The sequence below is a fragment of the Gemmata algarum genome, from assembly GCF_034097035.1.
In the GTDB taxonomy this organism is placed as follows: Bacteria; Planctomycetota; Planctomycetia; order Gemmatales; family Gemmataceae; genus Gemmata; species Gemmata algarum.
The window spans coordinates 19,446-44,900 of record NZ_JAXBLV010000222.1 but is presented as its reverse complement, the minus strand read 5'-3'; the positions used below and the strand labels follow the sequence as shown (position 1 = coordinate 44,900).

The following is a 25,455-nucleotide window of genomic DNA, read 5'->3' as shown; positions in this document are numbered from 1 at the left end:
CACCCCTATCTGCGCCGGTAAGCGGGAACCACTACACCTCGGCTCGGACGGTTTTACGGAACACGGTATCCTCCCGATACATCCACGCGCCGCGCTTCAACAACTTCTCGCGCACCTCGTCCGCCAGTTCGGGGTTGCGCAGAGCGTCTAAGTTCTCTTCCAGGTACTCCAGGTTCGACGGCGCGGTGAAGCACGCCGACACGCCCGGCGTGTTCAACGTGTAGCGAAAGCAGTCGCTCGGCCGGAACGACGGATCGAGCAGCCGGCCGTAACAGGTGTTGTTGAACGTCAGGACAGAGATGCCCCGCTCGCGCGCGAAGGGGAGCACCTCCGTTTCGGCTTTGCGGTGCGCGGCGCTATGCCGCACCATCACCGGGTTCCAGCCCTCAATGATGGCGTCGCGAGCGATGCCGCGGTTGTGCGTCGATAGGCCGTACACCTGAACCAACCCGTCGGCCTTCAGCCGGTCCAATTCCGCGCGCACATCAGGGGTGATGCGCTGCCAGGACTGCGTCCAGAAGATCAGGAAGATGCTGATGCGTTCCAGCTTCATGTTGCGCAGCGCGCGCTCGACATCCTTGCGAATTTTGACGGGGTCGGCTTCAAAGGTGCCGACGAGAACGTGAACCCCGCGCCGATCGGCGGGTGAGAGGCGCGTCATGAACCGCGTGAGGGTTACGTAGTTCGGCTCCCAGAAGAACAGGTTCACACCCTGCTCGGCCGCGCGCACGTATCCTTCAACCGGCAGCCCGTAGTGCCCCGACACGCCGAGCGGCGACACGACCGGACCGCCGGGACCGATCTGGCGCGGTCTCACAAGATTGATCGCTGGCAGTGAGAGCGGCTCGACAGGCTCTCGCGGCACGGCAGGCGCCTTCCACGGCGCTTGAGGGGCGAGGTGCCAGATCGGTACGCGGCACAGCTTGGCCGCCCGAGCGAGCACGAACCACGACGTTTCCTGAGTCGGGTGTTCGATGAGTTCGTTTGCGCGGGCCGGCGTCAGTGCGGCGGCACGCGAATACGGGTGCGTGTCAGGAAACGGTTCCTCGGTCGGCTCGCTCACTGCGACGAGTTGGGGGCGCAACCGGACGAGATCGGTGGCCGCTTCTTCAGCCGGAAATACCTCACCAGCCTGTGCCGCGGCCCACTTCAGTGCCGCAAGCGGGGGCGACTCCATCGCGAGGATGTGCTTCGCGACGGCCTCGATCCGGTCCAGTTCCACCCCGCGCGTGAGGGAGTCAAGAACGGGGGCCGTGTCTTCGCGCGGATCGCCCAGGTAGCTCAGCGCGTGCGCCCACTGAGCAACCGACCCGTCTTCACGTAGGGCGAGAACGACCCAACTCCGCACCCGTTCGTCCGGGTGGTTCACGAGTCGCGCGAGCACCGGCAGTGCGTCGCGCCGGCCGGACCGTCCGAGCAACTCTAAGTTGCGCGCGATAACCGCCGGGTCCCAGTCCCAAAACGGGCACCACGCCGACGGATCGTCCGGCACACGTTCGGCCGGTGCCTCACCGGTCCAGCGATAGTGCAGGTACGCGCGAAGGCGCTCGGCATGTGGGTTCGGTAGCACGAGGAGGCCAAGAACGGCGGCGCGCGTCGCCGGATCGCGGCCCCAGGCTCCCAGCCACTGAGCGAAGGCATACCGCACCCGCCAATGGGGGTCATTTGAGGCCGGCGCCAACACCTCACGGCGGCCGGCTTCCGCGAGGGCGTTCAGGGCCGCCCGCCGGACCTGCCAGAACGCATCCGCTGTCAGGAGCCGCACCAGCGACCGCTTCGCTAGACCGAACAGTTTGCGGCGTGCAACTTCGCCGACAGCGGCGATACGCACACTCGGGTGCGGGCTGCCGGTCGCACGAACGATCGTATCCGCGACAAGTTCCGACGTGTCGTGCTCCAGACTGCGGAGGGCAGCCGCGGCGTCAGTCGCCCTGGCCTCGCGGTTCAACACCAACTCGACCAGACCTTCAATTTCCGCGCGTTCAACTGTCCCGCGAAATGCTAACGCAACTGAGGCCGCCGTGTTGGGGTCGAGCAGGGCGTAGGAGCGGGCCAGAGGGTGGTCGTTGGGAACGCGCATCGGTGCTTGTGCGAAGGGGTGACGTCCGCTAAGTTCTACGCACATCATCGACGGTCGGAGAGGGCCACGCAATGTCCGCTTTCCAGTCCGCTCCGGCGTGGCTGCTGCTGCCACTCCCGGCCAACGCGGACGCCGACCCCACTCTCATCGCCATCATCGAGCAGCACGCGACATCCCTACCAGAAGGATTCAAGAAGCTCCACGACGCGCTCGACAGGGTGCGGGCGCTGGCGAGCTACGAACCGGCCGTGAACCGCTCCAATACGCTCGTATGGGAGAAACTCGAAGCGCTACTCACCGCCCCTGAAGGAGCGGCCCGCATCGCCCTGATCCGCTACGCCCGCGAGCACATGCCCGAGCGAGGCTGCGCGCGCGTCCTGCGACGGCTCGCGAAGGACGCCGACATGAACGTCCGCCGCACCGTGGTGAAGGCGGTCCGTAAGGCGAAGATTCAAGAGGTCGCCATCCCGGCCAAGAAGGACGGCGAATGGGACACGTCCGGCTGGCTTTTGCCGGATGAGGTTTCAAAGGTCACGCGCCACAAAACCGGCAAACGCGCGCAGGAGCGCAGCGGGGTACCGGCCCTCACGAAACTCGCAGAGCTGCGGAAGCTACTTGGTATCAAATCGACCAATCAGCTCGGCTTCTTCCTGCTCGCCAGTGACCACAAGGGCGGGCCGTACACCACACACACCATCCCGAAACGCGACGGCAGCGACCGCCAGATCTGTGCGCCCAAGAAGCAACTGAAGTGGGTGCAGAAGCAGATCCTGAAGCACATCCTCAGCAAGGTCCCGCCCCACCCGGCGGCGCACGGGTTCGTCAACGGCCGCTCCACGGTGAGCAACGCCACCCCGCACGTCGGTGCGGAGCTGGTGGTGAAGTTCGACCTCAAGGACTTCTTCCCGACGGTCCATTACTTCCGCGTGATGGGTCTGTTTGCGAGCCTGGGTTACCCGGTCGGCAACTGCATGTTCGGCACCGACGACGGCGCCAACCAGATTGCGCCGGTGCTCGCCCGGCTGTGCTGTTACACTCCGAACCCGAAGCAGTGGGGCAGCGCGGCGCTGCCGCAAGGCGCGCCGACCTCGCCAGCGATCTCGAACCTCGTGTGCCGCCGACTCGACGCCCGGCTCCAGGGTCTGGCCGAAGCCAACCACGGCACCTATACGCGATACGCCGACGACTTAACGTTCTCGTTCCCCAAAGCGGAAGGAATGAACCTGGGCCGGTTCCGCTGGTGGGTCGATCAGGTCTGTCAGCAGGAAGGGTTCGTGGTGAACCAGGAGAAGTTCCGGGTGATCCGCAACTCGCAGCGGCAAGTGGTGACCGGAATCGTGGTGAACGACGCGGTTCGCGCGCCCCGCGAGCTGCGCCGCGAGATCAGGGCCATCCTCCATAACTGCGAGAGCAGGGACATCGAGTCGCAGGCGAAGCGGCACCCGCGGTTCCAGGGCAACGTGCCGGCGTTCTCGCAGTACCTCCGAGGGATCGCGGCGTACCTCAATATGGTGCAACCGGAACACGGGGCCGCCCTGCTCCGCCGGGTCAACGAACTGCTCGGCGGTCCGATCGAAGATGACACGCCACCTCAGGACCAGAGCAAAGCGGGTGACGCATGAGCGACGACGACGACACCGGGCCGGATGAGGCGAGCCGGTTCCCGTCCGCCCGCGCGCTGGTCGAGCTGGAAGCACTCACCAAGCGGCCTCCTGGGCCGGAACGCGGACTCGCCGCGTGGAAGCTCGTTACTGCCGCGTCGCGCAACCCGGACGGGCACGCCGCCATCGACTTCGCGCGCGAGCACGAACTCGTGCTACCCTGCGAACACACCGACACCACCATCGCGAACCTGAAGTGGACGAACCCGATCGACGGGTCGGAGATGATCTGGATACCCGCGGGCAAGTTCCCGGTCGGCACGCAGGGTGAGTTCGGCGAGTGCGCGGGGTTCTCGCTCGCCCGCTGGCCGGTCACCAACGAGCAGTACGTCCGCTTCGCAACAGAAACGGGCTACTGGCCGCAGGATGCGCAGAACCCCGTTACCGGCGATCTGCTCGCACACTGCACCGGCGGAAAGATCCCGAAAAGCCGGGAGAAGCACCCGGTCACCTGGGTGTCGCTGTTCGACGCGCTCGCGTACTGCGCGTGGGCGGGGCTCACACTCCCGACCGAGTGGATGTGGGAAAAGGCGGCCCGCGGTGCCGACGGGCGCATGTACCCGTGGGGCACGAACGCTGGCACGAAGGGAAACTGTAACCTTGCCCACGTCGAAGCGCGTTCGACGTGCGCGGTCGGAAAGTTCTCGCACGTCCGCTCGCCATACGGATGTGAGGAGTTGGTCGGCAACGTGTCCGAGTGGTGCCAGCCTGCGGGCGAAGACGCTGCGCCGGGAGACTTCCCGCCGATAGAACAGGTGATCCCTTACCCGACCGTGGCGGCCCCGGTGGAAACGGTCGTGCGCGGGGCGTGCTTCATGCGCGGGTCCGCGAACGCGATGAAATCGACGCACCGTCGGCGCCTCTCCGTGGCGCGGCGGAACCAGTGGGTCGGGTTCCGCCCGGCGTGCCTGTTGCCAGTGCGACCATCAGTATAATGTTAGGTCGCGTATCTGCCGCTGACCCCGTTCGGGTCATTTCGCCTCAATGCAGTACAGGTACTTCTCGCCGCGCAAGAACAGTTGATTGCCGACCGCAATCGGTGAGGCGTCGATCGGGTCGTCGAGCTTGTTCACCGATACCACGTCCAGCGACTCGCCAGCTTTAACAACGACCGTGGTTCCAGCACGGTCCACAAAGAAGATGTGTCCGCCGGCCGCGAGGGGTGAGGCGTAAAAGTTCTTCGCCTGCGACAACCGCTCCTTCTCGATCAATGCCTTGCCCGTCTTCGCGTTAAGGATCGTGACCATCGGCTCATTGGTGGAGTTGAAGTACAATAGCTCCCCACTGAGCGCGGGCGACGGAACGTACGGCGTGCCAAACGAATATCGCCAGTCGACTTTGCCTTTGTCACCGAGGTCGCCACTCGATCCGAGTGGGATCGACACAGCCGCGGCGCGTTGGTAGCCGCTCATACAAACGACGGAATCTCCGAACCGCACCGGAGACGGGATCGGGTTCACGGTCATGCCGCCGCACTGCCACAGCACCGCCCCGGTCGCAAGGTCGTAACTGCGGATACGGGCAGTACCGTTGGTGACCGCCTGCGTCTTACCCCCGAAGTCAACAACCAGCGGAGTCGACCACGTCGTCTTCTCGTCGCGCTTCGCCTCCCACCGCGTTTTCCCGGTCGCAGCCTCCAAACAGATGAGCCGGGAATCAATCTCTTGATCGTAGTTCAGCAGCAGGTACTGGCCGCGAACAACCGGGGTTACGGCCTCGCCCCAGCCGAGTCGCGTGTGTAACCTGCCGAGATCGGTGCGCGTCCACTTCACGTTGCCGTCGAAATCGAGCGCGTAGGTGCCGAACGAGCCGAACGATGCGTACAGCAACTTGCCGTCGGTCGTGGGCGAGCCTGCGGCGTAGGAGTGCGTGACGTGGTGCCCCTCATGCGGCACCATTTCGGCCACCTGCTTCTCCCACAGCTTGCTACCGTTGCGCCGGTCGAAGCAGAGAACAACGAACTGGTAGAAGTTCGTCGGCGGTTCGGTTTTCACCGCGAGTTTGGCTTCGACCTTCGGCATCTCCTCGGGCTTGGCCCTGCGATCCGTTTTAATGGCGGTGAGGATGAAGATGCGGTCGCCCCACATGATCGGTGTGGCACTACCGCGGCCAGGCAGTTCGACCTTCCAGGCGATGTTGGTCTTTGCATCCCATTTGATCGGCGGGCGGGCGCTCGGCGCGGAGCCGTCAGCGTTGGGTCCGCGCCAGTGGTGCCAGTTGGATTCTGCGTCCTTCGGGCTTTGCGCCCGGGCGAACGGCGCGAACGTCAGTGCGAGCGCCACGGCAGCGAGGCGGTGCATCGGGTTGAACTCCGGAGATCCGGTGTTGAAGCGGGCGACGAACCTATCCACCAAGATACGCGAGGGCCTGCGCCACGCACTCGTTCAGAGTTAACGCGCCGGTGTCGATCGTGAGTCGCGGTACGGTCAGCGGAACAGCGTTGGCCCGAACGCGGTCGTAAAGGTCAGGGGTGCGGTTTCCCGCGAGGTGCGCCGCAGCGGCATGGTCCGCGGCGACCCGGGCACGGGCAACGTCCGGCGCGCACACACACTCTATTACGCGAAACGGTTGCCTGGCCTCAGCGGCGATTGAAGCGGCTGAATCAAGTTGACCGGCTTTGCTGAACGTGCGGCCGTCGAGGAAGACCGGGATGGCGGGACGAGTTTTGAGAAGGTACGCGGCGGCTTGGTAGACCGCCGTCATTGCGATTTCGTCTTGCTCAGATGAGTAATCGAGAACGGCAGCGGCGAACAGCGCGGCCCGAACGACATCTTTACTGAGTACGACCCCACCGGACGCGACGGCGATGCGGACGGCGAGTGTGCTTTTCCCGCTTCCGGGCAAACCGGCCATTGCAATGAGCATGGTGGTGTTCCCGGAAACGGCTCGGCACCGCGACAACACAAGGCGTCCCTCGTGTGACCGACACGAATTACCCCTGGCGGTCCCGCCGGGCACTCACCCGCCGGCCTCGAAGGCGCACGCCGTTCAGCGACTCGATTACGTGTTCCGCGGCGTCCTCGGGCACATCCACCAGCGAGAACCGCTCCGTGATCTCGATGCTGTGGATCTCACGCCCGGGCAACCCGGCCTCGTTGGCGATCGCGCCCACGAGGTCCCGCGGCATAATCCCGGCCTCACGGCCGGCGCTGATGAAAATCCGCGCGAGCCGCGGTCCCGGACCCCGGAACGCCCCCCGCCGCGGGGGCGGTAAGTCGCGCGGCGAGCGCTCGCCGCGCGGCGGCGCGGTCACCACCGGGATGTCCGGACCGTCGTCGATGTCTCCGCCTCGGGCTCGGTGTGCCAGTTTGAGCGCCGCGAGAGCCACATCGGTCGGGTCGAGTTCGCCCACGAGCGACCCGAACATCGCCCGGAACGCATCCAGTTCCCCGGCGGCCACCGTTTCACGGATCGCGACCTTCGTGCGTTCCAACCGCTTCTCGCGGAGGGTCGCGGCCGTGGGCACCTGGCCGTACTCGATCCGCTGTCCGGTGTGCCGCTCGATCGCACGGAGGGCGCCTTGCTCCCTCGGCTCCGCGACGGTGATCGCCACGCCCTCCCGGCCCGCACGACCGACGCGGCCGATCCGGTGGACGTAGTTCTCGATACCCAGCGGGAGCGAGAAGTTCACCACGTGCGTGAGGTGCTCCACGTCGAGCCCGCGGGCCGCGACATCAGTGGCCACCAACAGGTTCGCCTGTCCGGCGCGGAACAGACGCATCACCCGGTCGCGTGCGTCCTGCGCCATACCGCCGTGCAGCGCTTCGGGCCGGTACCCTCGACCCGCGAGCGCTTCCGTCAGTTCGTCCACTTCCGAACGGGTCTTACAAAAGATCAGCGCCGCCGCCGGAGCTTCCGCGTCGAGCACCCGGCCGAGCGCCGCGAGTTTGTACTGCCGCTGCACGACGTATGCGGTCTGGCGCACCTTCGGCAGCTCGCCCGCGGGCACCGGGTCCCGCGTGACGTGGATTTCGGTCGCGTTCTTCAGGTGCTTGACCGCGATCGCCTTGATCCGCGGCGCCATGGTGGCGGAGAACAGGGCCGTCTGCCGCTCCGTGGGCGTCGCGGAGAGGATCGCCTCAATGTCCTCGGCGAACCCCATGTCCAGCATCTCGTCCGCTTCGTCGAGCACCACGACGGTGACGGCGTCGAGTTTCAGCGTCGTGCGGCGCATGTGGTCGAGGGCGCGGCCCGGCGTGGCGACGACCACGTCGATCCCGCGGTCCAGCGCGCGGATCTGCTGGTCCATCGGCGCGCCGCCGTAAATCGGCAGGACCCGCACCCCGAGGGGCTGCCCGTATTTGGCCACCGATTCGGCCACCTGCATGGCGAGTTCGCGCGTCGGCACGAGAATCAGGGACGTCGGTTTGGTGCGTGCGGTGCTTCGTGCGAGGCTGTGCAGAATGGGCAGCGAGAACGCGGCGGTCTTGCCGGTGCCGGTGGCGGCCCGGCCAATCAAGTCGTGCCCCTCGATCAGCGGCGGAATTGCTTCCCGCTGAATGGGCGTCGGCTCCTCGTATCCCAGTCCCGTAAGCCTTTCCACGAGGCGACTGTCGAGACCCAGCTTAGCGAACCCCGACTCGGTTTCCGTCGCCATCGTTTCAACCATTTGGACCTTCTCTGAGTACAGTTCCGTCAAAGGTAATCTCTTAGTATATGGAATCTTAGCGCCGAACTGAGTGCGGCGTGTGAATTTCGGTCGGGCAGCCGGAAAAACGGGGTGAATAACCCGTTCGTGCTCACGCCGGCAGCGCCTTTCAGAATTAGAGGTTCATCGCGGCACAACGGTTCGCGCGGAACCGGAACGCCAGCGCCGGCCCGAACGACGGCACTCGCAGTCGGTCCCGGGCAACGCCGGGAACCGGCCGGACGCGCAACGTGTTCAATCCTTCTCGCCCCACACCTTCGGAGATACGAACCCCTTCGGTTTGGGTGCCGCCTTCGGCGGAACCGCCTGCTTTGCGAACCCGGCCAGCACCTCACGCAGTTCGCTCACCTTGTCGGCGTGCTTCTCGGCGAGATTTGTCTTCTCGAACGGGTCGTCCTTCAGGTTGAACAGCTCAACACTTGCTTTGCTCGGGCTCTTTGTAACCGCACCGTCGGGATCGTCGGTACCATTCTTCACCACCAGTTTCCAGTCGCCGGCGCGAACGGCGCCGGTGTTTGGCGTCGTGTTGAGCAGGATGGCACCGTGCGGGCTCGGTTTGCCGCCCGTCAGCACCGGCCAGATGTCGAGGCCGTCGATGGGTAGCTGCGGTTTCCCCTTCGTGCCGGCGAGTTTCAGCAGCGTCGGGTACCAGTCGACCACGTGAAGCGGCTCGGTGATCGTCGTCCCCGGCTTGATATGGCCGTCGAAGGCTGCACACGCCGCAACGCGGACACCGCCTTCGTACAGGGTCCCTTTCCCCGCACGGAACTTCCCGTTACTCGTCACCACCCCAGGCTGTGGTCCGCCGTTATCACTCAGAAACACGAAGAGCGTGTTCTTCCGCACCCCGGCCTGCTCAACGGCGGCCACGATCTGCCCGACCGCCTCGTCCATCGCCGCAAGCATCCCGGCGTACTTCTGCCGCTCGCCCTTCAGGTGCGCATAGGGCTTCAAATACTCGTCCGGAACTTGGTGCGGGGCGTGAACGGCGTTGAACGGCACGTACAGAAAAAAGGGCTTCTTACCGGCGTGTTGCTGCACGAACTGCACCGCACCCTTCGCAATGAGGTGCGTGCTGTACCCCTCGTCGCGGTTCACCTTATCGTCACGGTGCCAATCGAAGCCGCCGTCACGGACGTGCGTGAAGTAGTCGAGAGCGCCGTTGTAGTGGCCGTACTGGTGATCGAACCCGCGTTTCGTGGGCAGGTACTCGGGCGCGAAATGACCGAGGTGCCATTTGCCGATTACAGCGGTCGTGTAGCCGGCGTCCTTCAGCCCTTCCGCGACGGTGCGTTCGTCGAGCGGCAGCCCGTATTGTGCCCACGGGCGCACGACTCCGACTTGTAACCCGTGGCGCATGGGGTACCTGCCGGTCATCAGCGCGGCCCGAGTCGGGCTGCATACCGGTTGCACGTAGAACGCGTCGAGGGTTGCACCGGCAGCGGCGATTTTATCGATGTTCGGCGTTTTGATCTCCTTCCCGCCCATGAACCCGCAGTCCTCGCGCCCGAGGTCGTCGGCGAGGAGGAATACAACATTTGGTTGCGCCGGTGGGTCCGCCCGAGCCACCGACAAGGGTGCTAGCAGGAAGAGCAAAACGGTGAGTTGCCGCATCAGAGTTCGTCCTGTGATGGGGGACTTAGCCAGGATACCTATTGAGCGGAAGTTAGGCGGACGATTTCGGCACGCCCGCTGCTCCCAACGAAGAAGTTTTTGTGCGCCAACTTGAAAAAACGTGCTCTGGCGCGCCAGATAGCACTGACGCGCTCTCAGAACGGACCTACCGACTCACGGGAACCACACGATGCCCTCAGCGCCCGCTGAACTCGCCCAGCGCCTCACCGCCCACGGTCAGGAGCACCTCCTGCATGATTGGGATCGGCTCTCGGACTCCGAGCGCACGGCGCTGAGCGAACAGATCGCCGGCATTAATTTCGGGGCACTTCGCGACCTGTATGCGATGCATGATTCGGCGCCGACGGCACTGCCCCCCCGCAGCGCCATCGGTCCGCTGCCTGTGCTTCCCCGAACTGCGACGCCAGAGGCCCGCGCGGTCGGCGAAGAGGCGCTCCGGCGCGGAGAGGTCGCGGTCCTGCTGGTGGCCGGCGGCCAAGGCAGCCGGCTCGGGTTCGATCAGCCGAAAGGGATGTACCCCGTCGGCCCGGTCAGCAACGCCACTCTGTTCCAAGTCCACGCCGAAAAGGTGCTGGCAGTGTCGCGACGGTACGGCCAACCGGTCCCGTTCCTGGTGATGACCAGCCAAGCCACGCACACCGAAACCGAAGCGTTTTTCCGGGCCAACAACTTCTTCGGTCTGGCGCCGAAAGATGTCGTATTTTTCCGACAGGGAACCATGCCCGCGGTCGACATTACCACCGGAAAGATTCTGCTGGAAGCCCCCGGCAAGCTGTTCCTGAGTCCCAACGGCCACGGGGGCACGCTCACGGCGCTGCGCGAAACCGGCACCCTTGCGCAAATGCAGGGACGCGGTATCAAGCACGTGTTCTACTTTCAAGTGGATAACCCACTGGTCAAGGTGTGCGACCCGGACTTCCTCGGGAACCACATCCAGGCAAAATCCGAAGCCTCTTCAAAGGTCGTGTACAAGGAGCAACCGGGCGAAAAGGTCGGCATCCTGGCGGTGGTGAACGGGCGGTGTGCGATCGTCGAATACTCTGACCTGCCGGCCGAAATGGCCGCCGAGCGAGCCGAAGATGGTACGCTCCGCTTCCGGGCGGGGAACCCAGCGATCCACCTTTTCGATCTGAGGTTCTTGGAGCGAGTGACCGGGACCGGCGGGCTGACGTACCACGTCGCTCGGAAGAAGGTCCCGCACCTCGATCCGACAACCGGCGAATTCGTCACACCCGCGAAGGAGAACGCGCTCAAGTTCGAGCTGTTCATCTTCGACGCGCTGCCAATGGCCGACCACTGGGTCGCAATGGAAACGAGCCGCGAGGAAGAGTTCGCTCCGCTCAAGAACGCCACCGGAGCCGATTCGCCCGAGACGGTTCACCGGGCGATGAGCGCCCTCCACGCCTCTTGGCTCTGGCGTTCCGGCGCGACCGTTTCAGAAGGCGTGTTGGTCGAAATCTCGCCGCTGTTCGCACTGGACGCAGAAGAGTGCGCGGGAAGAGTAGCGCCTGGTACGCAGGTTAAATCGCCCGCATACTTCAATTAGTGTCAGCGAACGCCCACCGGTGCGCAATCTTTCCCCACCGGTATTTTTTCGCCACCGTTTCAAATGGCCACGTTGATTGCGAACAATACGACCAGCCACTTGCACACGGCACAAAGATGAGGGAAAGTGGAGAAATCGGGTAACGGTGATGAATCCCCCGCGTACCCACGATACTCTTCTTTGGAACCTCACGTTTCCGCCCGATAGTCGGAGTCACGCACCATGACCACGCCACGGTCGGCCCGTTTGGCCGTCTGCCTCGGCTTGCTCTTCGTTGCCGGCCTCGCGGCCGCGGCGCCTGCCGCGAACGAGGTGCCGCAGTGGGACACCACGCGCACCACCCAGCCGGAAGACATCGCCGAATTGAAGGCGCTCCAGGCGACCGTCAAGAAGGTGGTCGATAAATGCACCCCGGCGACTGTCGCGGTGCTGTCCGGTTCGAGTGCCGGCAGCGGCGTAATCGTCAGTGAGGACGGGTTGGTGCTCACCGCGGCTCACGTGATCCGCGAGTACGCGGCGGGCGGGAAGGGGCAGATGGAAGGCCGCGCGCTGCCGTTCACGGCGGGGAAGTCCATCAAAGTGATGCTGGCGGACGGCAAGCGGGTGAACGCCAAAACTCTCGGCATTAACGAGGGTCTGGACAGCGGCATGGTGCAAATCACTGACAAGGGACCGAACAACGGCAAATGGCCGTTCCTGCCGATCGCGAAGTCGGGCGGTCTTCAAAAGGGACTGTGGGTCGTGTCGCTGGGGCATCCGAACGGACCCAAGGACGGTCGCTCACCGGTGGCCCGGCTCGGTCGGCTCCAAGGAAGCACCAAAAACGTGCTCCGCACCGACTGCACGCTCGTGGGCGGCGATTCCGGTGGCCCATTGTTCGACCTCAACGGGAACGTGATCGGTATCCACAGCCGCATCGGGCTGCCGATCTCGCAAAACATCCACGTCCAGGCCGACCAGTTCAAGAACGAGTGGGACCAGTTGGTCGCCGGCGAGTGGGTCGATAAGCCCGCCAGCCTCAAGACCACCACCGCGTACCTGGGCGTGGTGTTTCCCGACGACGAGGAAGAAGACGCGTGGCTGAAGGAAGTGGAGGAGGACGGGCCGGCTGGCAAAGGGGGTCTGAAGCCCGGTGACACGATCACCAAATTCAACGCCACCGCCATCAAAACGGTCAAGGCGTTCCGCAAGCAGATGGAATCCGTCAAGGCCGGGGATACGGTTCAGATTACGGTGCGCCGCGGCGCGACGGTGATGACCCTGCCCGTTACGCTGGCCAAACGAGTCTGACCGCGACGGTACGGCTCCGCCCACACGCCACCCCTCTCCCTGCCCCGTGGCGCTCGCGCCGCGGCTAGTTCAACCACACGCTTTCACCTCACGCCGGAGCTGAGATCGATGTACACGCGATTGACTGCGACAACCCTCGCGCTGGTGGTGCTCGGCGCGCCGGTTCAGGCTCAAATCGGCAAAGACACTAAGCTGCTCGGCCCGTTCAAACCGATCGTGGCCCGCGCCAGCGAGTCCACGGTTCGCATTAAGTGCGACGACAAGGACACGATCCTCGGCACGATCGTGGACGAGGCCGGGTACATCCTGACCAAAGCCAGCGAGTTAAAGGGCACGATCTGGGTGCGCCTGCCGGACGGAAGCGAGTACGAGGCCGCCAAAGTCGCTGCACACAACGACACCGACCTCGCCCTCTTGAAAGTCGACGTGAAGGGGTTGCGGCCGGTGACCTTCACCGACACGGAAAAGGTGCCGCGCGGCAACTGGCTGGCCGCGGCCGGCCCAAACAGCGACCCCATTTCGGTGGGGATCGTCAGCGTCATGACCCGCAAGCTGACCGGGCTCGACACCATCGCCGCGGTCCGGAACCCCAACCGCGGCGTCATGGGCGTGTACCCCGTGGACGCGACGGACGACGACGGTAAGGCGATCGGCGCGAGGCTGGACCGGATCGAACCAGGCGGCGCGGCCGCCAAGGCCGGCCTCAAGGTCGGTGACATCGTCGTCGAACTGAACGGCAAGCCGGTCGCCACCCAGGCGACCATGCGCGAGCACCTGGAATCCCTGCGCGGCGGCGACGTGGTGACGGTGAAGGCCAAGCGCAACGACGAGGTGAAGAGCTTCAAGTTGACCCTGGGCCGCCCCGAACCGGACCGCGGCGACATTCAGAACTCGATGGGCAGCACCCTTTCGAACCGCCGCACCGGGTTCCCGCAGGTGCTGCAAACGGACCTCGTGGTGGACGCGAAAGACTGCGGCGGGCCGGTTGTGGACCTGGAGGGTAACGTGCTGGGCATCAACATCGCCCGCGCGGGCCGGGTGGAAACGTGGATCTTGCCCAGCGAAGTGATCCGCCCGCTGCTGCCCGATCTGAAAGCGGGCAAGTTCGCGGTGGTGAGCACCAAAAAACTGCCCGAAGCGCCGGCGCCACACGCACCCAAGAGCAAGTAGCGCGCGTTCGTTCAGCGCACGGGTTTGCCACTGTAACAGTTTGAAGCCCGGGGCGGGCGCTGGCAACCGGCCAGCGCCCGCCCCGGGCGTTTCACTTTGGCCGCCGAGTCGGTTTGGGGTTGAATCCCATTTTTGTGACCGCGTACCATGCTCCCCCTGCCGCGCACGCGCCTCGGGTTCGGGCAACCTGACGCAACTGCGGCGGTCGCACGGACGCGCATATGCCGACGATCAACAAGCGATTCCTCCTCAAAATGCTGCTGGCGCTGTTCGCGTTCAGCGGTGCGCTGGTGGCGGCCCATGCGGTGCAGGCCAGCCGCATCCCGGCAGCACTCAAAACGCAATCGGACCGCGCCGCAGAGGCCGGCAAAACCGATGTGGCAATCCACTACTTGCGGCAGTACCTGGAGTTCAAACCCGAGGAGATCGAATCCCAGATCAAGCTCGCCGAACTGCTCGCCCAGCGTCCGCCGACGCAGCGCGGGATGACCGACCTGCTGTTCCTGTACGACAAGATCCTCCGGCTCGACCAGGCGCGCTTCGACCCTCGTCGCCATGACATTCGCCGCCAAGCGTTCGAGACCGCGCTGCGGGCCGGGAAGTTCACCGACGCCGTGACGCACGGGCAGGCTCTGCTTCAGGACTTTCCGACCGACGCGGCTCTGTGGGACCGGCTCGCCGCGGCGCAAACGGGGCTGAGCCAGCACGCGGCCGCGCGGAAGTCTTACGAGGAGGCGGTGCGATGCGCTCCGGACGAGATCACTCACTACCAACACCTCGCCCAGTTGGTGTGGAAGAATTTGGACGATAAGGCCGGCGCCCGCGTCGTTCTGGACCGGATGGTGCAGGCGCTGCCGCAGAACCCGAACGCGTTCCTGACCCGCGCCCGGTTCGATACGTTGCTCGCGGACGAGGAAGCGGTCGCGCGGCAGTTCGCCCGCCCCATCGCGGACCTGCACCGCGTGATCGAACTCGATCCGGAACACGCCGAGGCCGCGCTGCTGCTCGCGGAACTGATGCAGCGGAACCGGAACATCCCGGCCGCGCACGCGCTGCTCCGCGACGCGGTCGCGCTGTATCCGAAAGACCTGAAGATCGTCCGCGGCCTGTCGTGGCTCGAACTGATCCGCGGGAACGTGGCCGCGTCGATCACCGTTCTTGAGGACGGGCTCAAGGCCACGCCGGACGGGTTCGACCTGATGGTGCCGCTCGCGGACCTGCTGATCCAGCAGAACGACACCGTCCGCACCGCCGAGATCCTCAAGCGACTGGAAGCGCGCAAGGCCCCGCCCACTCAGGTCAAGTACCTGCGCGCGCGGATGGTGATGCGCGAAGAGAAGTGGGACAAAGCGGTGAACCTGATCGACGCGCTCCGCCGCGACCCTGACGTGGTGAAGCTGACCGGGCTGCAGCTGCAACTGAACCTCCTGTCGGCGGCCTGTTACAGCAAGTTGGGCGACCAGCCGGCCGAGGAGAAAGCGTACCAGCGGGTCACGACAGCCGACCCGAAGAACGTCACCGCTCGCGTCGGCCTGGGAAACCTGTATTTGAACCAGGGCCGGTTCGACGACGCCGCGCGCGAGTTCGAGTCCGCTTTGCAATCGCCCTACGCGACGGGGACGGTCGTCTCCCAGTGGGTCAAGCTGAAGGCCCGGCTGCTCCAGAGCGACCCGCAAGCGAACTGGACCCGGCTCGAGGCCGCGGTCGGCGCCGCGGCCCCGCGGTTCGGCCGCGGGTCGGTAGAGCCCCTTCTACTCCGCGGAGAGGTGCTCGCCGCGCAGGGCAAGCTCATGGAAGCGGTGAAGTTGCTCCGCCAAGAGACCACGCGACGCCCGGCCGATGGCCACCTGTGGGCGGCACTCGCACTGACGACCGCCGACTTCAGCGGGTGCGCGGCGGGGCTGGTCGTACTCGACGAGGCTCAAGCGTCCGCGGGCGACTGCGCCGATGTCCGGCTCGCACGGGCCGCCCTTTACAGCCGCGAACCCGGTCGGGTCCGGCCGATCGAGGCGCTGGCCGAGCACACCGAGAGCTGGCCCGAGAACGAACAACTCCGCCTCTTGTCGGGGCTGGTGGAGGTGTACGACCGGCTCGGCGACGCCGAGCGCGTGGTCCAGTTGCTCCGCCGGATCGTCGCACGGCAGCCGTCGAACGTGGGCGTGTGGCTCAAGCTGCACGAGCGCGCTGGCACGGGTCCGGCCGCGAGCGCGGCCCGTGCCGCGATCGCGAAATTGGAAACCGAGTCCGCCCCGTCGGTGGTCCTGTGTGACGCCCGGACCGCTACCGCGGAGACCGCCCCGTCCGTACTCCCGCGCGTGCTGCATGCGTTCGGAGCCGACCCGACCCGCGCCGACGTGTGCCTCGCCCTCGCCCGCCTGAAGACCCTTACCGGCGACACGACAGCCGCCGCTGAGCTCACCGAGCGCGCGTTCAAGTTGGAGCCGACACGCTACGAGTGCGCCGAAGCCCTGGTGGCGCAGCACGCGAAGGCCGGCGCCACGGACCGGACGGCGCAACTGCTCGCACGACTGGCGAACGACCCGCGGTGGGCCGGCGAACCGTTCCGCCGCATGGTCGGCCACGTCCTGCCCGTCCTGCCGGCCCCGGTCGCGGCGAACCTGCTGGCCCAGTGCCGCAAACTGGTCGAGCGCGACCCGAACGGGCTGCCGTGGATGGCCGAGAGCGGCGTGCTGCTGCGACTGCCGGAAGCCGCGAACCTCGTCGACGAGGCCACGCGGCGCCCCGGAGCCACCTCCGACGACTGGCTCCGGAAGGCCCTGTTCGCGTCCCGCGACAACCCGGCCGCCGGGCCGGAGGTGCTGGCCGCCGCCCGCGCGGCGCTGCCGGTCGCAACGTACTTCCAGCTCGTCGCGGTGTACTGCGACACGGCCGCGGGCAGCACATTCACGCCTGAAGTGGCGGACCCGGCGGAGCGGCGGGCGCTGGCCCAGGCGCGGCTGTCGGTGAAACTGTCGCGGTCCCAAGCCGCCGACGGCGGAAAGGTGCTGGAAGCGTTCCTCGCGGGCAAGGACGTGCCGGCCGCGGACGCGGACTGGGCGCGACGCAACCTCGCGATGATCTACGCCGTCGGCGGGACCCCCGAGGACCGCGTGCGGGCGATGAACCTGATCCGCACGGTCGTCTCGACCGAAGCGCTGAGCCCTGAAGAGCTGCGGGCCACCGCCAGCGTGCTGACCACCCTCGGCCGGTACCTCGAAGGGCCGGACCGCCGCGCGGTGCTCAACGGCGCGATCACGTCGCTGGCGGCGGCGTACAAGACCACCAGCGCGCCGAGCTACCTGTTCGCGATGTCGCAACTGTACCGCGCCCTCGGCGAGCGGCGCAAGAGCCGCGAGTGCCTCCAGACCCTGCTCAACGACGAGAAGGACCCGTCTTACGCGTTCTACCTGCGGGCCGCGCTCGACGAGCTGGTCGAGGACAACTATTTCGAAGCCGCGGCCACGTTCGCGGGCCGGCTAACGGCGAAAGCGGCCGGCGACTTCAACGCGCTCGCGAGTGTGGCGCGTTTCGAGTGCAAGGCCGGGCGCCCGGAGCGCGGGCTGGCGATCGCCGAGGACTACGCCCGCGTCGCGGACGGCGGGTCCGGCGACTACCTCGTGCGCTCCGCCCGGGTCGCGGAGCTGCTGGACGAGCTGAGCCGGCTGCCCAACGTGCGCGGCACCCCGGTGGCCCGGCGGATGGCCGACGCCGCGGTCGAGCGGTACACCGCGATCGTTCCGAACCGGCCCGAGGCCATCGTCGGCGCGGCGGGGGTGCTGGCCGCCGACGGCCGGACCGCGGACGCGTTCGACCGCATCGAGCGGCTCAACCGGTACATCCCGACGCGGTTGCGTGCCAGCGCCGGCTTGGCCATCGTGCGGGGCCGCGGCGAGGTCACCGAACGACAAGCCGAACTCGCCCGCAAGTGGCTCGACGACTGCCTCGCGGAAGAACCCGACTCGATCCCCCTGCTGCTCAACCGGGCCGAGTTCCTGGCGCTACGCCGCGACACCACCGGTGCGACCAATGGGTTCAAGGAGGTAATCAAGAAGGAGCCGAAGAACGTGATCGCGCTGAACAACCTCGCTTGGCTCCTCGCGGCCGACCCCGCGACCGCCGACGAGGCGCTCAAGTTGGTCGCACAGGCGACCCGCGAGGGCGGGCTAACGGGCGAACTCCTTGACACGCGCGCCCGCGTTCAGATCACCCTCAAGCAGTACACGGCGGCACACCATGACTTGGCAGAAGCCATCAGCCACCAGCCGACCGCGCTTCGGTGGTTCCACGTCGCCGTGCTGCGGATGAACCAGACCCCTCAGCAGCCCGAGGAAGCGCGAAAGGCGTTCCAGGAGGCCAAGCGGCGCGGGATCGAGGCCAAAGACGTGCACCCAGCGGACCTGTCGGTGTTCAAGGTGTTGGACGCCGCCAACAAGGCGGTGGACGCCGCGAAGGAGAAGTGAACACACGCCGCGGGTCGGAGCACTTCTCCGACCCGCGGCCTTCTCTCACGATCGGAGCGCGCCGATCGGTTCAGGTTGTCTGAACGAACCGACGGGCCTGGGTGAGTCGTTGCTTCCCTCACACACCGGTCTTAAAAAAGAACCGGTGAGAGATCCGGCCGAGCCAGATGCAACAACAATCGCACAGTTCTGCCCGATCAGGATGTCAGGAACTCCCACAGGAAGCACTCGAGCGAGCCGTTGAAGAACGGCTCCTTGTGAACCACTTTAAGCCGGATCTTCTTTGCCAGCATCGTGTTACTGGTGAACACGAGCAACCGCCAGCCGGGCCAGAACTCCTTCGCTGCCGCCCCGATGCGTGCGTACAACGGGATCAACTCTTCCTCTTCGCCGATCCGCTCGCCGTAGGGCGGGTTACAGATCAGCGTCCCGAGGCCGCCCGACGGTGGGCGGGCGTCGCGTAGCTCGAGTTTCTGGAGGTTTAGCAGGTGCCCTACGCCCGCCGCGCGTGCGTTCATCTGGGCTAGGCTAATAGCGTCCGAGCGCACATCGGACCCGCAGATGGGGGCGGGCAGCTCCTTCAACACCGCCGCGCGGGCGTCGTCGCGGATCGCGTTCCACAGCGTCCGGTCGAAGTCGGGCCAGCCTTGGAACGCGAACCACTTCCGCGTTAGTCCCGGCGGGCGGTTCAGGGCGATCCACGCGCCCTCGACGCAAAACGTCCCGGACCCGCACATTGGGTCCACGAGCGGTGTGTTTTTGTCCCACTTCGCGCGTAGCAAAAGGCCGGCAGCCAGCGCCTCGTTGAGCGGCGCGATTGTCTGGATGGGTCGGTAGCCGCGCTTGTGCAACGACGACCACGAGCTGTCGAGGCTCAGAACCGCATGGTTCTTGGAGACGTGCAGGTTCAGCCCGATCATGGGCTGGTCCGGGTCAACGCTCGGCCGGCGCCCGACGCGCTCGCGGAACTGGTCGCAGATCGCGTCCTTAACCCGCCGGGCTGCGTACTGCGAGTGCGTGAGCGCCGAGTCGCGCACGTTGCAATCGACCGCAAGCGTCTGGTCGGGCGTCATCCAGTCCGCCCAGTTGATCGAGCGAACGGCGTCGTAGAGTTCGTCCGAGTTGTGAACGTCGAACTCGTGAACGGGACGCAGCACACGCACGGCCGTCCGGAGCCACAGGCACGCGCGGTAGAGCAGCGCCGGCGGCCCCTGGAACGTAACGCCGCCGCGCCCCGGCTCGACGGCCCGCGCCCCGAGCGAGTCGAGTTCACTCGCCAGCACTGGTTCGAGGCCGCGGGCACAGGTAGCAAAGTAGCGGGTCATTACACGAACTGCTGAATCAGGTAAACGACGCTCGCGGCCAGCACGATTGCGACGACGATTGCGAGGTGGATGAGGCGCTGGGTGTACCACACCTCCACGCCCTTGCCGAACCGCACCCCCATCAATCCGGCTTCGACCCCGGCGGAAATCAGGAGGTCGATGGGCAGTGCGAGCAGGAACGTGATGATGCTGGCTTCCCAGGGTGGTAGCCGCGCCGCGTCACACGCCGCGTGAACGGCGGCCCGCAAAAGACTGACCGCCAGCACGAACGCGACCCACGACACGAACATGATCCCCGCCGCAACCGTCACCCCCGGCTTCGGCAGCCCGCACAGCACGCACGACCACCGGTAGATGAACGTCAGCAGGAACATCAGCACCGGGATCAGCAGCACCACGCAGGTGCAGCACCCGAGCAATATCAGCAGCGGTTGCGCCACGGTGCGCGTGATCCTCGGTCGTCGAGTCAGTGGGAGGGCTGTTCTGAACGGCCAGCGTAACACGTCTTCGCAAGGTCCGGCGTGCCCAGCAGCAGTCATGTTCTTATTAACAATCGGGCTGGGTGTGTTTTGGCAGAGTGCCAACACTGACACACCCAACCTGATTGCTGGCCGTCACACGCCGGCTTCGGCCGGGGCCGGGAACTGCGTGCTCAGTTCGAGGACGCCGGCCTTCACGCGTGCGGTGACCGCGGCGTCGCCGCCCGAGGTCAGCACTTCGGTGATCCAGCCGGCGATCCGCTTCATCTCCGCCTGCTTCATGCCGCGGGTGGTCAGCGCCGGGGTGCCCAGCCGGACCCCGGACGGGTCGAGCGGCTTGCGTGGGTCGAACGGGATCATGTTTTTGTTCACCGTGATGCCCGCGGCGTCGAGCGCGTGTTCCGCGAGCTTCCCGGTGGAGCCCTTGGCGGTCACGTCGATGAGCATCAGGTGCGTGTCGGTCCCGCCCGACACGACCGGGAACCCGGCCGCGAGCAGCTCCTCCGCGAGCACCTTCGCGTTGAGCAGCACCTGCTCCATGTACCGCTTGAACTCCGGCTTGAGGGCCTCGCCGAACGCGACCGCCTTCGCCGCCACGACGTGCATCAGCGGCCCGCCCTGGATGCCCGGGAACACCGCGGAGTTGATCTTGTCCGCCCACTCCTGCTTGCACAGCACGAACCCGCTGCGCGGCCCGCGCAGGGTCTTGTGGGTGGTGGAGGTCACGAACGCGGCGTGCGGCACGGGGTCCGGGTGCAGCTTCGCCGCCACGATGCCGGAGATGTGCGCCATGTCCACCATCAGCGGCGCGCCGACCTCGTTGGCGATCTCGCCGAACTTCGCGAAGTCCAGGGTCCGCGGGTAGGCGCTCGCCCCGGCGATGATGAGCTTCGGCTTGTGCTCCCGGGCCTTCGCGGCCAGGTCGTCGAAGTCGACGCGGTGGTCCTCTTTGCGGACCCCGTAGCTCACGACCTTGAAGTACTTGCCCGAGAAGTTGAGCCGCATCCCGTGGGTGAGGTGCCCGCCGTGCGCGAGGTCCAGCCCCATGATCGTGTCGCCGGGCTGGAGCGCGGCGAGGAACACCGCCATGTTGGCCTGCGCGCCGGAGTGCGGCTGCACGTTGGCGTGGTCGCCCCCGAACAACTGCTTGGCGCGGTCGATCGCCAGCCGCTCAACCACGTCCACGAACTCGCAGCCGCCGTAGTACCGCTTACCGGGGTAGCCCTCGGCGTACTTGTTGGTGAGGCACGACCCCTGCGCGGCCATCACCGCGGGGCTGGTGTAGTTCTCGCTCGCGATCATCTCCAGCCCGACCTGCTGACGGGTCCGCTCGCTCGCGATGGCGGCGAACACGTCCTGGTCGGCGGATTGCAAGATGTCCATTTCAGCTCCGATGTTCGGTGTTTCGTGCCCGGTGCTTCGTGCGCGCGCCGCCGGGTGGGCACCCGCGACCCGCCAAACACCAAACACCAAACGCCAAACACTCCCTCACGTTGTACCGAACTCGACCCCAGCCGCCCGCAGTTTGTCGGCCAGTGTGCCGTCCGCGCGGTACACGATGCCGGTCCAACCGAACCGCTCCGCGGCCTCGACGTTGGTGGGCAGGTCATCGACGAACACGCACTCGTGTGGCTCGCAGTACGCGTGCTGCTGAATGTGCGCGCAGAACGCGGGCTCCGGCTTGCGGGCGCGGGCCTTGAAGGACGTTCCGAGGTGGTCGAAGTGGGCGAGCACGTCCGCGAACTGCTTTGAGTACGCGTCGAAGTGCGCCCGGGTCGTGTTGCTGGCAAGCACGATCCGGTACTTCGGCTTCAGCCGCGGGATCAGGTCGCACACCTCCAGGTTGCGCCAGAAGATCGCGACGAACGCCGCGAGGAACTGCTCGTCAGTGCAAGTCAGCCGGGCGTCCAGCTTGGCCTCGCGCACGTACTCGGCGGTGTCGATGGCACCGCGCTCGTAGGCGTCCTCGATCTGGCTACCGTACAACTTCAGCGCGATTTCGACCGGCGGGAACTCGGTGTATCCCGCGAGCCGGGCCACGGCGCGGCTGTGGTCGAAGAACGCCACCACGTTCCCGAAGTCGAAAATCACCGTCTTAATCGGCATGCGTCACCGTGATGTGCTGTGTGCAAAGAGCTTTAACAGTACTGACACGGTGAAAATTTTTGGAAGACAGCACTCCGTTTTCTTTGCAATCCCATTCACCCATTCAGTACTGTCAAACCTCTCTGTCATTACTTTGCAGGGAACTTGAGGATCAAGGCGCCGGGAGCAAACTTGATCCGCGGGGCGCCCACGTACCCGATTACTATTCTCGTGCCGTCGGGCATCACCGTCATCGCGTGAATTGGCCCCAGATCGCGCGGCGAACCGAAAACGCGTGTTCCGTCGGCCACGTTCCGAACCGCCAAGTACGCTTTCCCGCAAGCGGCCGCTCTTATATCACCAGAATGGTTCCCGCCGGGGTTGAAGCGCAGCCGCGTGTCCCCACCGGGGCGCGACGGAGCCGCCTCCCCCTCGAACATCGGCTTGAGATCGGGGTTCGGGAAATCACGAACCGCCTTCGCAGCCGCCACATCCCACAGCTTCACGCTCTTGTCACTCGATGCCGATGCCAGCCACTTCCTGTCGTTCGAGAGGGCGATCCAAAACAACTGTTCGCAGTGCCCGACCGGCCCCTCGTACTTCTGGCATCCGGCAATGCATCGGGCGCGGACTTGAACTCGCACCATGCTCTCCGCCACTGCGTCATACAGCGTGGAACTAAGGCCCAGCACATCCGCCGGTTGCGTGAACTTGTCAGCCTCCTTGTCGTCTGTTAGTGTGATAATCCGCACTTCCTTACCGATCCCGGTCGCAAGCATCTGGCTGTCGCGCGACAGCAGCAGCGTGACGGCGGGCGCGGCAAGCGGACCGATTTCATACACGGGTTTTTCGGGTTTCGTCACATCCCGCACGCAAATCAGTTTATCGCTCCGGCCGTGATCAGTTGGCCATTTGCGGCGTTCAGTAGCACGGCCGTGAACTCACCGCTGTGCGCTGGGAAATCGTACTTCGTGCGATTCGGCTCCCCGTTCGGCGCGGCCGGGGGTTGGCCCCGCAAACCATGTCCGGCGGTGTAAAGAGCATAACATAGCGCCAGAAACACAACTGGCGCGACACCGGCATGATAACGAACTCGGTTGACCGGAGGGAGGAGGCGGAGCCGTAGTGTTGCCGGGAGCGGCGCGGGTCAACAGAGGTGGCCCCACAAGAGCCTACGGGAAAACCTCCCTGTGGCTCACCGGTCCAGTTTCAGCTCGCGCACACGCGCACGAATATCGGCCAGGACCGCGAGAAACCGCCAGTCGGACGTGCCGCCGTACAGTTCCTCGAACTTCGCGGCAGAAAGGCCGTCGCGCAGCCCGGCCGTAAGCGGCAAGTAGTCGGCAGCGGTGAACGATTTTGCGACGCGGTGCAGCAGGTCCGCGTCGGCGAAGGCCGCTTGTGCGAATGCGCCGCCCGCGAGTTCGGCAGCGAGCGCAGGCAAGCATAGATTCGCCGGGCTGTGCAACTCACGCACCGCTCGCCCGACCGCAACACCCTCCGCGCCCCCCGGAACCAGCGCGTTCACTGCGCAGCCCAGGAAGAACTGTCGGCACAGATCGCGCCGACCGGCCAGCGTCGGGTTCCCGAGCGCGGCCGCCCGCGCTTTACGCTCCGCGTCGGTCTCGAGGCCGCGAACGGCGGCAGATGTAACCGCGTCGTAGAGCAGCACGCCGACATCATCGAGAGCGATTCCTAACCCGAGGAGAACGCCGGGCACCACCTCCGGCCCGGGCGAGCGGAGCGCGGCTTCGACCGCAACCCGCACATACTCGGCGGTGAGTGCATCCCCTCTGAGTGCATCGGAACCGGTGTTCCTCCGCGCCCGCTCGCGAACCGCCCGGATCACGGCCCGCGCGACACCGGCGCGGGCGCCGGCATCCACCGCCGGACGCGGGCGGTCGCTGACGCCGCCTTCGTTCTTGCGCGGGCGTTCGAGCGTCTCGATGTACTCAATCACGAGCGGATCACCGGGAGCGGCCTTCAGCAGTCCCTGATACACCCGCATTAACCGGGCGCGGTTCGCGGGCGAGAGCGTTTCCAATGTAACCCCAGCCGCGCGCCGGCGCTCCTCGCCCCACAAGTTCAGCAGGAGCGCGTTGAGCGGATCGAGCCGGAGCACCGCACCCTGGCGCAAGGCGTACCCGTCGCCGAGTTGCGGGCGCAGTGCCGAGCCCGGGTCCGGCGACCCGACACCCCCGAGAGCCTTGGCCAGAAAGTGAATCAGCACCTCGGTGCGCTCATCGTCACTCTTCGGCGCCCACTCGCGAACGAGAATGTGGCGCCCCGACAGCCCGCGACCGGCCCCGAACGAGGGGTCCGTCATCGGGTCGATCCTCCGACTCGTATACCCGACAACCAATCCGCCGCCCTTCGGTTTAACGACCTTTTCCAGCCCTGCGAGCAGTTCCGCTGTGTCTTTGGCGTCGGGGTCGGACTTCCAGGTGTCGAAGCCGTCCAGCACGAACTTCACCCCGGCGCCCTTCTCCAGCACGCCGGCGGCTTCGTCGAACCGCTTGCGCAGCTCGGCTTGCCAGACTTTTTCGGTACGCTGCTCGGCGTCGTCCACGAGCAGCGTCACCGGAACCTTGACGGGCGGGTCGCGTGGCACCGGGTTCGGATCGATGCGGGTGTCGCGTTCGAGCGGGTCCCCGGGCAGTTCCAGACCCTCGAACCTGAAACCGGTGGCGTCGTCCGGAAGAAACACGTAAGCGTTGTACGTGTCGAGCCGCAGCTTCGTTTCCTTGCCGTTTGCGGTGTAGCTGAGATCGACTGGGCCGGTGACGAACAGCGGCACCACGTGGTTCGAGTGCAGCTTGTGTGGCTTCGCTTTCCCACCCGGTTCCGCCAGCCGGAACGTGATTTCGCTGTCGGTGTAGTTCCCGATCACGACCACCGCCGCCCGGCCCCAAGAGGATGCGGCCAGCGCGAGGGCGACGGACGCGAGAAAACGGAAACGCATAGCAACTCCCGGTTGAACGCGTGCCATGATAGCACCCGACTGTCGCTCCCCGGAGGCCCTCCGCAGACGGCCTCCGGGCCGGTTCAAGCGCATCACGTCCCGTTCACAACGTGG

At 65.9% G+C, this 25,455-nt stretch carries 18 protein-coding genes; 6 read left to right on the top strand and 12 right to left on the bottom strand.

What is annotated here, in order from left to right; genetic code table 11:
- Positions 1 to 31: 31 nt before the first annotated feature.
- A complete protein-coding gene (locus tag R5W23_RS26875; RefSeq protein ID WP_320689022.1) occupies positions 32 to 2,080 on the bottom strand; it encodes an aldo/keto reductase in 2,049 nt (682 codons plus the stop codon).
- A gap of 71 nt (positions 2,081 to 2,151) precedes the next feature.
- Between R5W23_RS26875 and R5W23_RS26870 the strand changes: the two genes are divergently transcribed.
- On the top strand, positions 2,152 to 3,702 hold the full coding sequence (locus R5W23_RS26870; RefSeq protein WP_320689021.1) for a reverse transcriptase domain-containing protein: 1,551 nt from the start codon (positions 2,152 to 2,154) through the stop codon (positions 3,700 to 3,702).
- The gene (locus R5W23_RS26865; RefSeq protein ID WP_320689020.1) at positions 3,699 to 4,676 is read left to right on the top strand and encodes a formylglycine-generating enzyme family protein; all 978 of its coding nucleotides are present in this window, start codon (positions 3,699 to 3,701) and stop codon (positions 4,674 to 4,676) included. Before R5W23_RS26870 ends, R5W23_RS26865 begins: the two co-directional genes overlap by 4 nt.
- Positions 4,677 to 4,712: 36 nt before the next feature.
- On the opposite strand, the gene R5W23_RS26860 is transcribed toward R5W23_RS26865, so the two are convergent.
- The 5 genes from R5W23_RS26860 to R5W23_RS26840 all read right to left on the bottom strand — a co-directional run bounded on the left by R5W23_RS26860 (position 4,713) and on the right by R5W23_RS26840 (position 10,355).
- Positions 4,713 to 6,041, bottom strand: a complete 1,329-nt coding sequence (locus tag R5W23_RS26860; RefSeq protein ID WP_320689019.1) for an outer membrane protein assembly factor BamB family protein — start codon at positions 6,039 to 6,041, stop codon at positions 4,713 to 4,715.
- Between the two features lie 43 nt (positions 6,042 to 6,084).
- Entirely contained in the window at positions 6,085 to 6,606 is a 522-nt protein-coding gene (locus tag R5W23_RS26855; protein WP_261187873.1) for an AAA family ATPase, read from the bottom strand.
- 67 nt (positions 6,607 to 6,673) lie between these two features.
- Positions 6,674 to 8,350, bottom strand: a complete 1,677-nt coding sequence (locus R5W23_RS26850) for a DEAD/DEAH box helicase (RefSeq protein WP_320689018.1) — start codon at positions 8,348 to 8,350, stop codon at positions 6,674 to 6,676.
- A gap of 273 nt (positions 8,351 to 8,623) precedes the next feature.
- Positions 8,624 to 10,003 (bottom strand): arylsulfatase B, encoded by a 1,380-nt coding sequence (locus tag R5W23_RS26845; RefSeq protein ID WP_320689017.1) that lies wholly within the window; start codon positions 10,001 to 10,003, stop codon positions 8,624 to 8,626.
- Positions 10,004 to 10,199: 196 nt separating this feature from the next.
- On the bottom strand, positions 10,200 to 10,355 hold the full coding sequence (locus R5W23_RS26840; RefSeq protein ID WP_261187867.1) for a hypothetical protein: 156 nt from the start codon (positions 10,353 to 10,355) through the stop codon (positions 10,200 to 10,202).
- A gap of 51 nt (positions 10,356 to 10,406) precedes the next feature.
- Between R5W23_RS26840 and R5W23_RS26835 the strand changes: the two genes are divergently transcribed.
- From R5W23_RS26835 to R5W23_RS26820, 4 genes are all read left to right on the top strand, one after another.
- The gene (locus tag R5W23_RS26835; RefSeq protein WP_320689016.1) at positions 10,407 to 11,570 is read left to right on the top strand and encodes a UDPGP type 1 family protein; all 1,164 of its coding nucleotides are present in this window, start codon (positions 10,407 to 10,409) and stop codon (positions 11,568 to 11,570) included.
- 222 nt (positions 11,571 to 11,792) lie between these two features.
- Positions 11,793 to 12,860, top strand: coding sequence for a S1C family serine protease (locus R5W23_RS26830; protein ID WP_261187865.1), 1,068 nt, complete (start codon positions 11,793 to 11,795; stop codon positions 12,858 to 12,860).
- A gap of 108 nt (positions 12,861 to 12,968) precedes the next feature.
- On the top strand, positions 12,969 to 14,030 hold the full coding sequence (locus R5W23_RS26825; RefSeq protein ID WP_261187864.1) for a S1C family serine protease: 1,062 nt from the start codon (positions 12,969 to 12,971) through the stop codon (positions 14,028 to 14,030).
- A gap of 221 nt (positions 14,031 to 14,251) precedes the next feature.
- On the top strand, positions 14,252 to 18,490 hold the full coding sequence (locus tag R5W23_RS26820) for a tetratricopeptide repeat protein (protein WP_320689015.1): 4,239 nt from the start codon (positions 14,252 to 14,254) through the stop codon (positions 18,488 to 18,490).
- A gap of 197 nt (positions 18,491 to 18,687) precedes the next feature.
- On the opposite strand, the gene R5W23_RS26815 is transcribed toward R5W23_RS26820, so the two are convergent.
- The 6 genes from R5W23_RS26815 to R5W23_RS26790 all read right to left on the bottom strand — a co-directional run bounded on the left by R5W23_RS26815 (position 18,688) and on the right by R5W23_RS26790 (position 25,341).
- The gene (locus tag R5W23_RS26815) at positions 18,688 to 19,815 is read right to left on the bottom strand and encodes a THUMP domain-containing class I SAM-dependent RNA methyltransferase (protein ID WP_320689014.1); all 1,128 of its coding nucleotides are present in this window, start codon (positions 19,813 to 19,815) and stop codon (positions 18,688 to 18,690) included.
- The gene (locus tag R5W23_RS26810; protein ID WP_320689013.1) at positions 19,815 to 20,255 is read right to left on the bottom strand and encodes a hypothetical protein; all 441 of its coding nucleotides are present in this window, start codon (positions 20,253 to 20,255) and stop codon (positions 19,815 to 19,817) included. Before R5W23_RS26810 ends, R5W23_RS26815 begins: the two co-directional genes overlap by 1 nt.
- A 174-nt stretch (positions 20,256 to 20,429) precedes the next feature.
- Entirely contained in the window at positions 20,430 to 21,677 is a 1,248-nt protein-coding gene (locus tag R5W23_RS26805) for a serine hydroxymethyltransferase (RefSeq protein WP_320689012.1), read from the bottom strand.
- 105 nt (positions 21,678 to 21,782) lie between these two features.
- Positions 21,783 to 22,400: an HAD family hydrolase gene (locus tag R5W23_RS26800; protein WP_320689011.1), complete on the bottom strand. Its 618-nt coding sequence runs from the start codon at positions 22,398 to 22,400 to the stop codon at positions 21,783 to 21,785.
- A gap of 128 nt (positions 22,401 to 22,528) precedes the next feature.
- A complete protein-coding gene (locus R5W23_RS26795; RefSeq protein ID WP_320689010.1) occupies positions 22,529 to 23,221 on the bottom strand; it encodes a WD40 repeat domain-containing protein in 693 nt (230 codons plus the stop codon).
- Between the two features lie 353 nt (positions 23,222 to 23,574).
- On the bottom strand, positions 23,575 to 25,341 hold the full coding sequence (locus R5W23_RS26790; protein ID WP_320689009.1) for a hypothetical protein: 1,767 nt from the start codon (positions 25,339 to 25,341) through the stop codon (positions 23,575 to 23,577).
- Positions 25,342 to 25,455 lie beyond the last annotated feature (114 nt).

Bases quoted from the DNA above. Each gene is read 5' to 3' on its own strand.
- R5W23_RS26875 (WP_320689022.1), bottom strand. From the start codon at position 2,080: ATGCGCGTTCCCAACGACCACCCTCTGGCCCGCTCCTACGCCCTGCTC.
- R5W23_RS26870 (WP_320689021.1), top strand. From the start codon at position 2,152: ATGTCCGCTTTCCAGTCCGCTCCGGCGTGGCTGCTGCTGCCACTCCCG.
- R5W23_RS26865 (WP_320689020.1), top strand. From the start codon at position 3,699: ATGAGCGACGACGACGACACCGGGCCGGATGAGGCGAGCCGGTTCCCG.
- R5W23_RS26860 (WP_320689019.1), bottom strand. From the start codon at position 6,041: ATGCACCGCCTCGCTGCCGTGGCGCTCGCACTGACGTTCGCGCCGTTC.
- R5W23_RS26855 (WP_261187873.1), bottom strand. From the start codon at position 6,606: ATGCTCATTGCAATGGCCGGTTTGCCCGGAAGCGGGAAAAGCACACTC.
- R5W23_RS26850 (WP_320689018.1), bottom strand. From the start codon at position 8,350: ATGGTTGAAACGATGGCGACGGAAACCGAGTCGGGGTTCGCTAAGCTG.
- R5W23_RS26845 (WP_320689017.1), bottom strand. From the start codon at position 10,003: ATGCGGCAACTCACCGTTTTGCTCTTCCTGCTAGCACCCTTGTCGGTG.
- R5W23_RS26840 (WP_261187867.1), bottom strand. From the start codon at position 10,355: ATGCATCGCATACAGGTCGCGAAGTGCCCCGAAATTAATGCCGGCGAT.
- R5W23_RS26830 (WP_261187865.1), top strand. From the start codon at position 11,793: ATGACCACGCCACGGTCGGCCCGTTTGGCCGTCTGCCTCGGCTTGCTC.
- R5W23_RS26825 (WP_261187864.1), top strand. From the start codon at position 12,969: ATGTACACGCGATTGACTGCGACAACCCTCGCGCTGGTGGTGCTCGGC.
- R5W23_RS26820 (WP_320689015.1), top strand. From the start codon at position 14,252: ATGCCGACGATCAACAAGCGATTCCTCCTCAAAATGCTGCTGGCGCTG.
- R5W23_RS26815 (WP_320689014.1), bottom strand. From the start codon at position 19,815: ATGACCCGCTACTTTGCTACCTGTGCCCGCGGCCTCGAACCAGTGCTG.
- R5W23_RS26805 (WP_320689012.1), bottom strand. From the start codon at position 21,677: ATGGACATCTTGCAATCCGCCGACCAGGACGTGTTCGCCGCCATCGCG.
- R5W23_RS26800 (WP_320689011.1), bottom strand. From the start codon at position 22,400: ATGCCGATTAAGACGGTGATTTTCGACTTCGGGAACGTGGTGGCGTTC.
- R5W23_RS26790 (WP_320689009.1), bottom strand. From the start codon at position 25,341: ATGCGTTTCCGTTTTCTCGCGTCCGTCGCCCTCGCGCTGGCCGCATCC.